13 protein-coding genes and 1 tRNA gene are annotated in these 14,009 nt (G+C 54.6%); 8 read left to right on the top strand and 6 right to left on the bottom strand.

The window, feature by feature from the left end:
• Positions 1-44 precede the first annotated feature (44 nt).
• The 5 genes from ccoG to ccoN all read right to left on the bottom strand — a co-directional run bounded on the left by ccoG (position 45) and on the right by ccoN (position 5,062).
• On the bottom strand, positions 45-1,496 hold the full coding sequence (gene ccoG / locus RA157_RS15060) for a cytochrome c oxidase accessory protein CcoG (RefSeq protein WP_350333946.1): 1,452 nt from the start codon (positions 1,494-1,496) through the stop codon (positions 45-47).
• A 154-nt stretch (positions 1,497-1,650) separates the two neighbouring features.
• Positions 1,651-2,523 (bottom strand): cytochrome-c oxidase, cbb3-type subunit III, encoded by an 873-nt coding sequence (gene ccoP, locus RA157_RS15055; RefSeq protein ID WP_350333945.1) that lies wholly within the window; start codon positions 2,521-2,523, stop codon positions 1,651-1,653.
• 2 nt (positions 2,524-2,525) lie between these two features.
• On the bottom strand, positions 2,526-2,678 hold the full coding sequence (locus tag RA157_RS15050; RefSeq protein ID WP_350333944.1) for a cbb3-type cytochrome c oxidase subunit 3: 153 nt from the start codon (positions 2,676-2,678) through the stop codon (positions 2,526-2,528).
• A gap of 6 nt (positions 2,679-2,684) precedes the next feature.
• Positions 2,685-3,419 (bottom strand): cytochrome-c oxidase, cbb3-type subunit II, encoded by a 735-nt coding sequence (gene ccoO, locus RA157_RS15045; protein WP_350333943.1) that lies wholly within the window; start codon positions 3,417-3,419, stop codon positions 2,685-2,687.
• A gap of 14 nt (positions 3,420-3,433) precedes the next feature.
• Positions 3,434-5,062: a cytochrome-c oxidase, cbb3-type subunit I gene (gene ccoN, locus RA157_RS15040; RefSeq protein ID WP_350333942.1), complete on the bottom strand. Its 1,629-nt coding sequence runs from the start codon at positions 5,060-5,062 to the stop codon at positions 3,434-3,436.
• Positions 5,063-5,255: 193 nt separating this feature from the next.
• On the opposite strand from ccoN, the gene hemN reads away from it, so the two are divergent.
• Positions 5,256-6,632 carry an oxygen-independent coproporphyrinogen III oxidase gene (gene hemN / locus RA157_RS15035; RefSeq protein ID WP_350333941.1) on the top strand — a complete coding sequence of 459 codons (1,377 nt, stop codon included), beginning with the start codon at positions 5,256-5,258 and terminating at the stop codon, positions 6,630-6,632.
• A gap of 102 nt (positions 6,633-6,734) precedes the next feature.
• Positions 6,735-6,810 (top strand) — tRNA-Val (locus RA157_RS15030).
• Positions 6,811-6,888: 78 nt separating this feature from the next.
• Here RA157_RS15030 and RA157_RS15025 read toward each other — a convergent pair.
• Entirely contained in the window at positions 6,889-7,899 is a 1,011-nt protein-coding gene (locus tag RA157_RS15025) for a GlxA family transcriptional regulator (protein WP_350333940.1), read from the bottom strand.
• Positions 7,900-8,019: 120 nt separating this feature from the next.
• Between RA157_RS15025 and RA157_RS15020 the strand changes: the two genes are divergently transcribed.
• From RA157_RS15020 to RA157_RS14995, 6 genes are read left to right on the top strand one after another with little or no spacing between them, the layout of a single operon-like run.
• Entirely contained in the window at positions 8,020-9,159 is a 1,140-nt protein-coding gene (locus RA157_RS15020; RefSeq protein ID WP_350333939.1) for an aromatic ring-hydroxylating oxygenase subunit alpha, read from the top strand.
• Positions 9,159-9,935 (top strand): SDR family NAD(P)-dependent oxidoreductase, encoded by a 777-nt coding sequence (locus tag RA157_RS15015; RefSeq protein ID WP_350333938.1) that lies wholly within the window; start codon positions 9,159-9,161, stop codon positions 9,933-9,935. The genes RA157_RS15020 and RA157_RS15015 overlap by 1 nt, the downstream gene beginning before the upstream one ends.
• 14 nt (positions 9,936-9,949) lie before the next feature.
• Positions 9,950-10,879: a 3,5-dioxohexanoate:acetyl-CoA acetone transferase gene (gene kce / locus RA157_RS15010; protein ID WP_350333937.1), complete on the top strand. Its 930-nt coding sequence runs from the start codon at positions 9,950-9,952 to the stop codon at positions 10,877-10,879.
• A gap of 31 nt (positions 10,880-10,910) precedes the next feature.
• Positions 10,911-12,329, top strand: a complete 1,419-nt coding sequence (locus RA157_RS15005) for an aminobutyraldehyde dehydrogenase (protein ID WP_350333936.1) — start codon at positions 10,911-10,913, stop codon at positions 12,327-12,329.
• A gap of 1 nt (position 12,330) precedes the next feature.
• Positions 12,331-13,074, top strand: coding sequence for an SDR family NAD(P)-dependent oxidoreductase (locus tag RA157_RS15000; protein WP_350333935.1), 744 nt, complete (start codon positions 12,331-12,333; stop codon positions 13,072-13,074).
• Positions 13,074-13,997: a 3-hydroxyacyl-CoA dehydrogenase NAD-binding domain-containing protein gene (locus RA157_RS14995; protein ID WP_350333934.1), complete on the top strand. Its 924-nt coding sequence runs from the start codon at positions 13,074-13,076 to the stop codon at positions 13,995-13,997. The genes RA157_RS15000 and RA157_RS14995 overlap by 1 nt, the downstream gene beginning before the upstream one ends.
• The last annotated feature ends 12 nt before the right edge of the window (positions 13,998-14,009 follow it).

The raw sequence follows: 14,009 nt of genomic DNA, 5'->3' as shown, positions 1-14,009 counted from the left end.
CGGTTCGGGGCCCGGCAGCCCCTGAACCGAACCGCTTTTCTGTATTAAGGAGCCTTGAAGTAATCGTCGGCTGTTGCACTTTCCGCTTGCTGAATATCTGTAATACGGAAGCGGATGTCAGTTGATTTTGGCAGGTTGCTGGTTGGTGAGAACAGCAGAATACGAACTTCTCGCGTTGTCGCCGGATCAACCTTGATGGCAGGCCAGCCGCCTACCTTGCTTTGAATACCCACAGCTTCCACCCTGAGACCCGGCAGGCCTTCCGCACTGAGCACAAAGGTCCGCTCATGGAGCCGTTTGTTGATCAGGCGAATTGTATAGCCATTCCGAATGCCGCCATCCGACAGCTGCACATAGAGTGGATTGCGGTCGTGCAGAACACTTATATGCGTAAATGACCGGGTGAACAGGGTAACCAGCATCATCGCGCCGACAAGGCCGATAATCGCCATATAGATGATTGTCCGAGGTCGGATCGGGCGATAGATCGGCTCTTTGCCTTCCTCGCGGCGTTCGGTGTTGATGTCCGTATCCCAGGCGATAAGCCCGCGTTCCTTGCCTACCTTGTCCATGACGGTGTCGCATGCGTCGATGCAGAGACCGCACTGGATACAGCCGAGCTGTAGTCCCTCACGAATATCCACGCCTGTAGGACACACCGCCACACACTGGCGGCAATCGATACAGTCTCCGGCCGGTTCGCCTTTGGCCAGACGCTTTTCAGCGGATTTAAGGCTGCCACGGGGTTCGCCACGGTCATAGCGATAGGTGACATTCAGCGCCCATTCATCTGTCAGAGCAGCCTGAATGCGTGGCCAGGGACACATATAGATGCAGACATGTTCCCGCATATGCCCGGCCAGGGAATACGTGGTGAAGGTCAGGATAGCGATCCACAGATAGGCAACAAATGGTGCCTCACCTGTGGCGAGATCACGAACAAGCGTTGGTGCATCGGCGAAGTAAAGCACCCACGCGCCCCCGGTCCACCAGGCAATCATCAGCCAGAGACCGTGCTTTACGACTTTCTCCCCGACCTTCTTGATGGTCCATGGAGCCTTGTCGAGCTTCATCTGCTCACGCCGATCGCCTTCAACCAGGCGCTCAACAGCATAAAACAGATCTGTCCAGACCGTCTGCGGGCAGAGATAACCGCACCAGATTCGGCCTGCCAGGGCGTTCATCAGGAACAAGGCCATAGAAGCAATGATGAGAAGGCCCGTGAGGTAGTAGAACTCCTGCGGCCATATCTCGATCATGAAGAAGTAGAACCGACGGCCCGGAAAATCGATCAATACGGCCTGATCTGGCGCATTGGGGCCCCTGTCCCAGCGAATAAACGGTGTGAGATAATAGATACCCAGCGTGATGGCCATCAAGGACCAGCGAATGTTTCGATAGAAACCCTTGACGCTTTGGGGAAAGACTTTTTTTCGTTTCTCGTAGAGAACAATATCATCATCGTCGGGGCTGGATTGTTGGGCATCCGCACTCATAACCGGCTTCCTGTGTCATACCGTTCGCTGCACCGAACGCTTTTGGTTGAATGACCCTGTTTCCCCCTGGGTGGCGCGGAGGTTTTCCTCTCTATCGCCTTATTGTTATTGCCCCCGGCGCAACAGATGCCGCGCCGGGAGAGAATAGCAGAGTTTACTGACCACCGCCGAGGCTGTGGACATAGACTGCCAGAGACTTGACGGTCACTTCGTCCAGGCGTGTATCCCAGGCTGGCATAACGCCCTTACGGCCATTGGTGATGGTTTCAACAACATCGTCCATGGATGAACCAAAGAGCCAGATACCATCTGTCAGGTTTGGTGCACCAAGAGCGATTTCGCCGGTTCCGTCTTCAGCGTGGCAGGCGGCACAATTGTCAGCAAACAGTTCTTCGCCTGCTGTTTTCTGCTCGTCAGACAAAGTCTGAAGACCGGACATGGAGCGGACATAGGCTGCGACGGTCTGGATTTCGTCCTTTTCCAGGATTTCATCGCGACCAAAGGCTGTCATGTCACCGGAGCGTTCCTCGTCATGACCGGACCGGATGCCGACACGGATGGTTTCATGGATTGAATCCAGATCACCACCCCAGAGCCAGTCATCATCGTTCAGGTTCGGGAAGCCTCTTGAGCCCTGGGCACCTGAACCATGACATGGCGCACAATTGTCACCAAAGGCAGCTGAACCGCTGGCCATAGCGAACTCAAGAAGATCAGCCGTGTTCTGGATATCTTCAAGAGACGCGTTGATCAGGCCCTGGCCAAGTTCTGACCGGGCGGCCTTTGCCTGAGCCACATCTTCCAGCACATTGGCGCGCTGGGAGTGTCCCAGAATGCCAGTGGTGTAGCTGGAAACCAGCGGCCAGGATGGCATCGCAATCCAGTACAGGAATGCCCAGATGATCGTGACATAGAACATCCACAGCCACCAGCGTGGCAATGGGTTGTTCAGCTCTTCAATGCCGTCCCACTCGTGACCGGTGGTGGCGACACCCGACAGTTCGTCGACCTTTTTTTGATCTGCCATGATTAGTCCTCCCTCAGCGGGATATGTGCAGCATCTTCAAACCGCTTGCGGTTTTTCGGCCAAAGTGCATAGGCCACAACAGCTGCAAACAGGATGACGAAATAGAAAAGACCCCAGGTCTGTGCGAAAGCAGATACGTCTGAATAAGTCATCATATCCTCCTAGCGCAGATTGGCTTTGTCGTCGTAGATCGAGAAATCCACGAGTGTGCCAAGAACCTGGAGATACGCCACCAGGGCATCCATCTCCGTCAATTCACCAGGCTTGTTGTCGTAATCACCGACTGTCGCATTCGGATAGCGCTCGAGGAATGCATCCACATTGTCGTCATCCGGATTGGCCTGGGCCCGAAGGTCCTGTCTGGCTGATGCGATCTGGTCTTCGGTATACGGAACACCGATTGCAAGGTTGGCTTTCAGATCATCGGTGATCAGTCTGTCGCTGAGCTTCGCTTCCATCAGGAACGGATAACCCGGCATGATGGATTCCGGCACAACGGCGCGCGGGTTGATCAGGTGTTCGCGGTGCCATTCATCGGAATATTTACCGCCAACACGTGCCAGATCCGGCCCTGTACGCTTGGACCCCCACTGGAATGGGTGGTCGTACATGGACTCAGCGGCCAGTGAGAAGTGGCCATAACGCTCCACTTCGTCGCGCATCGGACGCACCATCTGGGAATGGCAGGTATAGCAGCCTTCCCGGATGTAGATGTTGCGACCGGCCAGTTCGAGCGGGGTATAAGGGCGCATGCCCTCAACCTTCTCGATGGTGCTCTTCAGATAGAAGAGCGGCGCGATTTCCACCAAACCACCGATTGCCACAACAATCAGAATGCCAACCAGCAGCAGAATGGAGTTTTTCTCAAGGATTTTATGTTTGACCCAGAGAGACATGGTTTCTTCCCTCCTTATTCCGCTGGTGCCAGAGCTGGGTAGGCATCTTTGGCTTCAGACTTCTCACCAGAACGGATTGTCATCCAGACATTGTAGACCATGATGAGAGAGCCAAGCACAAAGAGCAGACCGCCCAGAGCACGAATGACATAGAACGGATACATGACTTCGACTGTTTCCACGAAAGAATACTCAAGGAAGCCAAGCTTGTCGTAAGCGCGCCACATCAGACCCTGAAGGATACCGGAGACCCACATCGCGGTGATGTAGAGAACGATACCGATCGTGGAGACCCAGAAGTGCCAGTTCACCAGCCTCAGGGAGTAGAGCTCTTTCTTCTTCCACAGCCATGGAACCAGACAATAGATGGCACCGAACGAAATGTAGCCAACCCAGCCAAGAGCACCTGAATGCACGTGACCAATGGTCCAGTCTGTGTAGTGGCTGAGAGAGTTCACAGCTTTAACAGACATGAGTGGGCCTTCGAACGTGGACATACCGTAGAAGGCAACGGAGACCACCATCATACGGAGAACCGGATCAGTACGGAGCTTGTCCCATGCGCCGGAGAGCGTCATCAGACCGTTGATCATGCCACCCCAGCTCGGCATCCACAGGATGATCGAGAAGGTCATGCCCAGTGTCTGTGCCCATTCCGGCAGAGCCGTATAGTGCAGATGGTGCGGACCAGCCCAGATATACAGGAAGATCAGCGCCCAGAAGTGCACGATGGAGAGACGGTAGGAATAGACTGGCCGTTCAGCCCGTTTCGGCATGAAGTAGTACATGATGGCCAGGAAGCCGGCTGTCAGGAAGAAGCCCACAGCGTTATGACCATACCACCACTGCACCAGTGCATCCTGTACACCGGCAAAGACCGGATAGGATTTGATGCCGTAGATAGAAACCGGAATCGCCAGATTGTTGACGATATGCAGCATGGCAATCGTCGCAATAAAGGCCAGATAGAACCAGTTCGCCACGTAGATGTGTGGCTCCTTACGGCGCCAGATGGTACCGAGGAACAGCAGCAGATAAACAACCCAGACGATGGTCAGCCACAGGTCAGCATACCATTCCGGTTCTGCATATTCCTTGGACTGTGTTGCACCCAACAGGTAACCCGTGCCTGCGATTACGATAAACGCGTTATAGCCGAGAATAACGAACCACGGAGCGATGCGGCCTGGCATACGCGCCCGACAGGTACGCTGTACCACATAGAAGGACGAAGCCAGAAGAACGTTGCCGCCAAAGGCAAAGATCACTGCGCTGGTATGCAGCGGGCGAACGCGCCCGAAGGTGGTCCAAGGCAGATCAAGATTCAGTGCCGGGAAGGCAAGCTGCAAGGCGATGATCAAACCAACGGTAAATCCGGCAACGCCCCAGAAAACGGCGGCGAGTGTTGCGAACTTGATCGGGCCTTCATTATATCCCGACAGATCCGGTTTTCCGTCGAAATGAGATTTGATGATGTAGAAGGCACCAATGGCCGCCATGAGAGCACCAAGTGCTGCATGGAAACCCATCACACCGTCTACGGATTTTCCTGACATAATCACAAGGACCAGTGCCAGGAGCGCGAGGAAAGCCGCAAAGCCGCCTTCTTCGAGCGAAAATGTTTTGGTTTGTGCGTGTGTCATACTCCGCCCCGTCTCTTAGAGACTCGTTGTGGGAAATATCCTGCCGACCTACGGTGTTCGTGATGTCGCATCGTTGACTTAAATCAAATTGTACCCTGAGTCGGTAGTGGCGCAACGTCGCATCCCATTTGGAACGCCTCCAAACTTGTCTCATATTCGTGACATTACGTATTTGACACGGATCAAATATTTTGTGCGTAGATGGGACTATGGTGCGTCCATGAACAAGGAATGGAAAGCACTGGGGACGCGCGCAGTTCCGCGCTATACCTCATATCCCACCGCCCCGCATTTCGGGCCGGATGTGGATGCCGCAACGGTGGCGGGATGGCTGTCTGATCTGCAGCCACAGCAACCGGTCTCACTCTATCTTCATGTGCCGTATTGTCGCACGATCTGCCACTATTGCGGCTGCCATACAAAGGCCAGCCGTCGTGATGGTCCGCTGTTCGCCTATGCGGAGAGCCTTGCTCGCGAGGTGGATCTGGTTGCAGATTCCCTGCCCCATAAGATGCCTGTATCCCATGTGCACTGGGGTGGTGGAACGCCCAGCATTTTGCCTGATGAGGCCTTTCTGTCCGTTGTTGAGCGATTGAAGGCCCGCTTCTCATTTCTTGATGATGCCGAGCATGCCATTGAACTGGACCCCCGCACCGTCTGCCCGCCACTGGTCGAACGACTGGTCAAGGCAGGGATCAATCGCGTCAGCCTGGGTGTTCAGGATTTTGACAGAAAAGTTCAGGACGCGATTGGGCGTCTTCAGCCGATCCGTGTTGTGCGCGGTGCTGTCGAGCTTCTGCGGCAGGCTGGAATCACCGATATCAATTTCGACCTGATGTATGGCCTGCCCTATCAGACTGCTGAAACAATCCGGGAAACGGTATCGATTACCACTGATATGGCGCCCGGGCGCATCTCGGTCTTTGGCTATGCACATGTGCCCTGGTTCAAGAAGAATCAGCAATTGATCACAGAAGATGCTCTGCCTGATACCGATATGCGGTTCACTCTGGAAGAAGTGACACGGTCTGAACTGATGGCAGCAGGCTATGAGCCGATTGGCCTTGATCACTTTGCTCATCCGAGTGATCCGATGGCCATTGCGCACAAGGACGGCATTCTGAAACGAAATTTCCAGGGCTATACGACGGATAACGCCGAAGCTCTCATTGCCCTTGGTGCGTCTGCCATTTCCAAACTGCCACAGGGTTACGCTCAGAATGCACCGGATATTGGTGGTTATATGCGGTCGATTGAAGCCGGGACCCTGCCGATCATCAAAGGCAAGGCGTTCAGCCATGATGACAGGCTGCGCGGGGCCCTGATTGAACGTATCATGACGGACTTCGAGGCTGATGTGTCGTCGCTCTGCGCGGCTTATGATACGCCGATTGCAGATCTGGAAGACTCGTTTAGACAGCTGGACGAGTTGCACCGTCTGGGGCTGTTCTGCTGGGAAGGTTCCGTTCTGAAGGTCAAGCCGGAAGCCCGCCGTTTCGTGCGGCTCGTTGCTTCCTGTTTCGATGCCTATCTGCATCAGGGAGCAGCGCGCCATTCGGTGGCTGTCTAGCCTGTTTTCACAGAAGTTATAAACAGGCTCAAAAAAAAATCATAAAGCAGCGTCTTATGCTTGAAATGTCGAAACGAACCGACTAAACAGACGCTGTCTCCCGGGCGGTTAGCTCAGTTGGTAGAGCGCCTCGTTTACACCGAGGATGTCGGGAGTTCGAGTCTCTCACCGCCCACCATTTTCCTAAAATCCAACAATGTATGTAACGGGATCGAATGCCGATCCCGCCGGGCCCTGTTAGCAATGAGTCTTGACCCTAGACACCGGCGTGACTGGGATAGGACCGGAACTGGAATGGAATACGCCCCTCCAGGCGATCCTTGCTGGGAGACAAGCCAAACCGGGTTTTGTAGGCGCGGGAAAACTGCGCGTTGCTTGTAAATCCACAGGCTATGGCGACTTCCAATATGGGGAGTTCTGTCTGGGTCAGAAGTCCCCTTGCCCTGTCCAGTCTTACATCGAGGTAATACCTGACGGGAGAAACACCGGTATGGCGCTGGAACAGCCTGCCGAGTTGCCTCTGTGACAGATTGACGGCTTTTGCGATCTCGGTAATGCCGATCAGGTGTTCAAGATTGCGTTCCATGATGATGATGGCTTCACGAAGTTTGACAGGTGCCGCATAGCCAACGGGTTCCTGGCGCTCGGGCAATTGCTTCTCATCTCCGGCACGCAGACGGTCATGAAAGATGTATCTGCCCGCTGCATTGGCTAGCTCCAACCCCTGCTGCAGACGAACAATTTCCAGTGCCAGGTCGGCGGTGGCAAGACCACCACAGCAGGTCAGAATCTCTCCGTCGATAACAAAGAGATCCTCATCCATCCGGGTATCCGGAAAAAGTTCTCTGAACGCTGCAATGTGCTCGTAGTGAACAGCGGCCCGCCTACCCGTCAGCAACCCGGCGTAAGCCAGCAGAAAACCACCCGTATCAACTCCGCATATTGCTAGGCCCTTATGGGCCGCTGAACGCAGACCTTTCAAAAGTTCCGGCTTCCGGAAGCGTTCCGCCCCCCAACTTGCATTGACCACGAGAAGATCAAACGCATCCTTTTCTGATGGAAACGCGGAAAGTTTCGAGACAGTCAAGCCATTACTGGCGGTGACACTGGCAGAATCGTGGCCAAGAAAAGACCAGGAATACAGGTTGCGGCTGCGCAGATAATTTGATGCTCGAAACGGGTCCAGAAAAGCCTGCATAGCCATTGCATTGAAGCCATCCAGCAGCAGCATTCCAATTCTGAAGCTCGTATCTGGATCGTGAGTCATCGGACAAAAGGCCACTAACAGCAAAAATCTGGCTGATAATATCAAATTGATGATGAAAAACACAACTACCATCAACCTCACGAGCAAAAAGATCCGTCAGACCTGCCAGGGAGGTCAGTCATGAGCCTTGTTTTCTCACGAGAAGATTTTCAGCGGCTGTCGCATGGATATGATGATAATCCAGCCAGATCGATGTCATTGAAGGCTGAAGCCTATACCGACCCGCGCTGGCATGTGCTGGACCAGAATGCTGTCATTGCAAAAACCTGGCAGTGGGTTTGTCATGTGGAGAAGGTCCGGGATCCCGGTTCCTATACGACCATCACCATCGCGGGGCAGCCGATTGCCATTGTCCGGGATCGTGAAGGGAATTTGCGTGCTTTCTACAATGTCTGCAAGCACAGGGCTCATGAGCTCTTGTCCGGTGACGGCAATACGACCAGAATCCTGTGTCCTTACCATGCCTGGGTCTACAAGCTTGACGGTCAGTTGGCGCGGGCACCGGAGACAGACCATCTAGAGGACTTCAGCACCGGGGATATCTGTCTGGATCAGGTTCAGGTGGAAGAATTCTGCGGTTTCATCTTCGTCAATCTTGATCCGCATGCAGCGCCTCTCAGGGAAATATCAGGAGACCTTGAGACTGAGATTCGGCATTGGGCACCTGACATTGAGAAGCTGACTTTTGGTCATCGCCTCACTTACGATATCAAGTCCAACTGGAAGAATGTGGTCGACAATTTCCTTGAATGTTACCACTGCCCGACGGCGCACAAGGATTTCTGTGACCTAGTGGATATGGATACTTACAAGGTTACCACGCACGGTATTTATTCAAGCCATATGGCAGATGCCGGGAATACGCCGAACTCTGCCTATGACGTCTCGAATGCGACCGTCAAAACCCATGCGGTCTGGTGGCTCTGGCCGAATACCTGCCTGATGCGTTATCCGGGGCGATCGTCCATGATTATCCTGAACATTATCCCGCTTGGCCCCGACCGGACCTTCGAGACCTACGACTTCTTCCTTGAAACGCCAGACGCAAATGAGATGGAGCTGGATGCCATCCGTTATCTGGATGAGGTTTTGCAGGTTGAAGACATCAATCTGGTTGAAAGTGTCCAGCGTGGCATGAGCACACCGGCATTTGATCAGGGCCGGATCGTTCATGACCCATCCGGATCCGGCAAGTCGGAACATGCCGTCCATCATTTCCATGGCCTTGTTCTTGATGCTTACCGGGAGGCTGTTTCCTGATGGGCGTGCTTGATGGAAAAACTGCATTCGTCACAGGCGGAACAGGTGGCATCGGCTCAGCAATCTGCGCCCGCTTTGAACGGGAAGGCGCTGAAGTGATTGCGGCAGACCTTACAGATCATGGCGGCGCAGGCACATTCCACCATTATAACGTGACTGATGAAGCAGGAATTATCCAAACCTTCGAGGGACTGGCAAGCCGATGGGACAAACTCGACATTCTGGTCAATGCTGCGGGAATTGAAATCGAGGAAACGATTGAGAATACCACGCTTGAGCAATGGAATCGGATTTTCGCAATCAACGTGACCGGCATGTTCCTGACCTCGAAATATGCGCTGCCCCTTCTCCGAAACGCTTCAGGGTCCAAGGGCGGTGCAAGTGTGGTGAACTTCGGATCCTACGATGGCTTTATCGCAGATCCCGGCCTTGCCGCTTATTGCGCGACCAAGGGTGCCGTGCATGCCCTCACCCGCGCGATGGCCTGTGATCACGGGCCCGAAGGTATTCGGGTCAATGCCATCTGTCCGGGCTATGTGGATACGCCCATGCTCCAGTCTTTCTTTGAGGGAGATGGCTCCGGTGGCAGCGGCGGTAATATCGACAGTCTGCAGAAGGCTGTGCGCGATGTTCACCCCATGCGAACCTATGGAAAGCCGGAAGATATCGCCAATCTTGTCAACTGGCTGGCCTCAGATGAAGCCCGCTATGCAGCGGGACAACTCTGGGTCATTGACGGAGGGCTTTCGGCCCAGGTCCAGCAGATGAAACTCTAGATCTAGAGGTTCCCATGTCAAAGCCCGTTATTATTACCTGTGCACCGACCGGCGGCATTCATACGCCGACCATGTCTCCGCACCTGCCGGTAACGCCGTCGGAGATTGCCACTGCGGCAATAGAAGCGGCTGAGGCAGGAGCCTCTATTATCCACCTCCACGCCCGCGACCCGGAGACTGGCAAACCGGACCCGAGACCGGAAACCTTCATGCAGTTTCTGCCAATCATCAAACAGTCCACCAATGCCGTTATCAATATTTCCACGGGCGGTGGTCTTGGAATGACAATCGAGGAGCGCTTGCGCGCTGCCACAACGGCCAGCCCGGAAATGGCCAGTATGAATATGGGCTCGCTGAATTTTGGCATTTTCCCCATGGCAGAGAAATATTCGGACTGGAAACATGACTGGGAAAAACCCTTTCTGGAAATGACGCGAGACTTCATCTTCCCGAACACCTTCCAAACCATCGAATATGCCCTGAAGGAGCTGGGAGACGGGCACGGTACCCGGTTTGAGTTTGAGTGTTATGATCTCGGCCATCTCTACAATCTGGCCTATTTTGTCGATAAAGGCCTGATCAAGCCGCCATTTTTCATACAGATGGTGTTTGGCATTCTTGGTGGTGTCGGTGCCGATCTCGACAATCTGATGCACCTGCACACCATTGCCCAGAAACTGTTTGGTGATGCTTATGAATGGTCAGTCCTGGCCGCCGGGCGTCACCAGATGAGTTTCGCGACCCAGTCCGCCATGCTGGGCGGGAACCTGCGTGTCGGTTTGGAGGATTCTCTTTATATCGGCCCGAAACAACTCGCCCGGTCCAATGCGGATCAGGTGCGAAAGATCCGGTCCATCATCGAAAATCTTGGCCATACCATTGCGACACCGGAACAGGCCCGGGAGCGTTTGGCGTTGAAGGGCGGAGATCTGGTGAAGTTCTAATCTCGTCGCACAGTTTTTGAGGAGGAAAGCGATGCAGACCAAACTGCTGATCAATGGGGAACTGGTTACCGGTGATGGTGATGCGTTGGCAATCATCGATCCTGCGACCGGAGAAGAAATTGCCTCAGTCGCAGAAGCGTCCAGCGAACAGGTCGACGCTGCGGCCCGGTCATCCGAAGAGGCTTTTAAGGCTTACTCAAAGACAACACCGGCAGAGCGGTCTGCGCTCCTGTCGCAGATTGCGGATTGTCTGGAGGCGAATTCCACAGAGCTGGCAGAGCTTGAAAGTCTTGATGTCGGGAAGCCCTGGCCATCTGCTCATGACGACGAAATGCCACTGACTATTGATACGTTCCGGTTCTTTGCAGGTGCTGCGCGTACGATGACAGGAACCGCTGCCGGGGAATATGTGGCCGGCCATACATCCATGATCCGGCGTGATCCGGTTGGTCCTGTGGCTGCCATTGCGCCCTGGAACTATCCGCTGATGATGGCTGCGTGGAAGTTGGCGGCCCCGCTCGCCGCTGGATGTACTGTTGTTCTCAAACCATCAGAAATCACCCCCCTCTCCACACTGCGTATGGCAGAACTGCTTTCCGATATCGTGCCTAAGGGTGTGGTCAACATCGTCCACGGACGTGGCGCTGGCGTCGGCAGTCAATTAATCAATGCGTCATCCGTTGAGGGAATTTCGATAACCGGGTCACCGGAAACCGGCAAAGCCGCCATGAAGGCTGCATCAGATCAGATCCGGCACGTTCATCTGGAGCTCGGTGGAAAGGCTCCTGTTATTGTGTTTGATGATGCGGATATCGACACAGTGGCCGAAGTGGTTCGGTATGGATCCTTCTTCAATGCCGGTCAGGACTGTGCCCAGCCGTGCCGGATCATGGTTCAGGATACGGTTTACGATCAGGTGGTTGCGGCGGTTGAAGCGCAGGTGAAAGAAATTCAGATCGGAAAACCCAAAGATGACGGTACAGAGATGGGTCCGATTGTTTCTGCAGTCCAGCGGGATCGGGTCCACGGTTTTGTAGAGCGTGCCCGAGGCGCTGCGGAGATTGTCTGCGGGGGTGCTGAAGGGAATGGCTCGGGCTTTTTCTATCAGCCGACTGTTGTCGCCAATGTGGACAACAATGCCGAGATAGCCTGTTCAGAAGTCTTCGGCCCTGTTGTTACGCTGTCCCGATTTTCCGATGAGGAAACAGCCCTTCAGACCGCCAATGCCGAACGGTATGGCCTTGCCTCATCGATCTTCACCAAAGATGTCGGCCGTGCCATGCGGGTCAGCTCGTCTCTGCGCTATGGCTTCACCTGGGTCAATACGCATGGTGTGGGTACACCTGAGATGCCCTGGGCAGCTATGAAAGGGTCCGGTACCGGATGTGACATGTCCGTTTATGCGCTGGATGCTTACACCTCTATCCGCCACGTTATGATTGCGCATTGATATGACTGTACTTTCCGGAAAAGCAGCCCTTGTAACGGGCGGACGCCAGGGTATCGGTCGCGGGATTGTCGATGCCTTTCTGGCCGAAGGTGCAGCAGTGATAACCTGTGGGCGCAGCGACCGGCCTGAAGGCCTGCCGGAACAGGTTATCTGGCATCGGCTTGATGTGGCCAATCCGGATGAGGTTGCCCGGCTCGCGACATCCATCGGGTCTCTGGACATCCTCGTCAACAACGCCGGGGTCCAGATTGAGAAAATCGTTCCCGAGACCACTGATCAGGACTGGGATACGCTGATGGGTGCAAATGCGCGCGGTGTGTTCAACATGTGTCGGGCGTTCATCCCTCTGATCCAACCCATTGGCTCGATCATCAATATTGGTTCCATCTCCGGCAATGTCGCTGATCCGGGCATGGCGCTCTACAATGCCTCAAAGGCCTTTGTTCATGGTCTGACGCGCTCCATTGCTGTTGATCATGGCCCCGATCTCCGGTGTAACGCCATCTGCCCCGGGTGGATTGAAACTGGCATGCTGGACGCCGGTTTCGATCTTGCTGATGATCCGGTAACAGCCAGAAAAGACGCCCTTGCCCGCCATGCCATGCGACGTTTCGGTCAGCCTGGCGATATCGCGAAAATGGCTGTCTGGCTGGCATCAGACGCATCGAGCTTTGCCACTGGCCAGTGCTTTACTATTGATGGTGGCCTGACGGCAGCCTCATCTCTCAATCCGGGATTATTCTGATGACAGAGATTAAGACAACCGCAGTTCTGGGTGCTGGTGTTATCGGTGCAAGCTGGACCGCTCTGTTTACAGCCGCTGGACTGGATGTTCAGGTCTATGATCCGTCCTCCACAGCAGAACAGGACGTTCTGGCTTATGTGGACCGCGCCTGGGATACGCTTCTTGAGCTTGGGCTGGCCGTTGAAGGCCGGAAGGGAGGAATCCGTTTCCTCAAAACGGCTGCAGAGGCCGTGCAAGGTGCGCAGTTCATTCAGGAGAATGTGCCGGAACGACTGGACATCAAACATGCAACCTTTGCCGAGATAGAGCCGGTTCTGAGTGATGGAGCTATTGTGAGCTCATCGGCATCCGGCCTGATGCTGAAGGAAATGCAGCAGGGCTGGAAAAATCCGGCACGCCTGATTCTGGGGCATCCCTTCAATCCGCCTCACCTTATCCCACTGGTTGAATTACTGGCCAATGATGCGACGGATGCGGATGTCCTTGAGCGGGCCGAGGCATTCTACACGGCTGTGGGTAAGACAACGATCCGGCTTCACAAGGAGGTTCCCGGTCATGTTGCAAACCGGCTTCAGGCCGCATTATGGCGTGAAGCAATCCATCTGATCAGGGAGGGTGTGGCCAGCGTTGAGGACGTCGACAAGGCTGTCTGGGCCGGACCAGGTCTGCGTTGGGCCGCGATGGGACCTACCATGCTGTTTCATCTGGGTGCGGGCGAAGGAGGCCTTGAGGCTTTCTGCGACCGGTACAGCGACAGTTTCAATCGCTGGTGGGATGATCTTGGCGACCCGCGTCTCTCTGGAGAGGTCTCTGAAATCCTCTGCAACGGGGTCATTGCTGAAGCCGACGGGAAATCCTCGGTCGCCCTGTCGCAACACAGGGACAGGATGATCACAGACATGCTGAGAGCAAAGAGAGCATAAATATGAGGTATA

It is taken from the genome of Coralliovum pocilloporae (assembly GCF_030845175.1).
GTDB lineage: Bacteria > Pseudomonadota > Alphaproteobacteria > Rhizobiales > Cohaesibacteraceae > Coralliovum > Coralliovum pocilloporae.
This window is presented reverse-complemented; position numbering and strand designations above follow the sequence as displayed.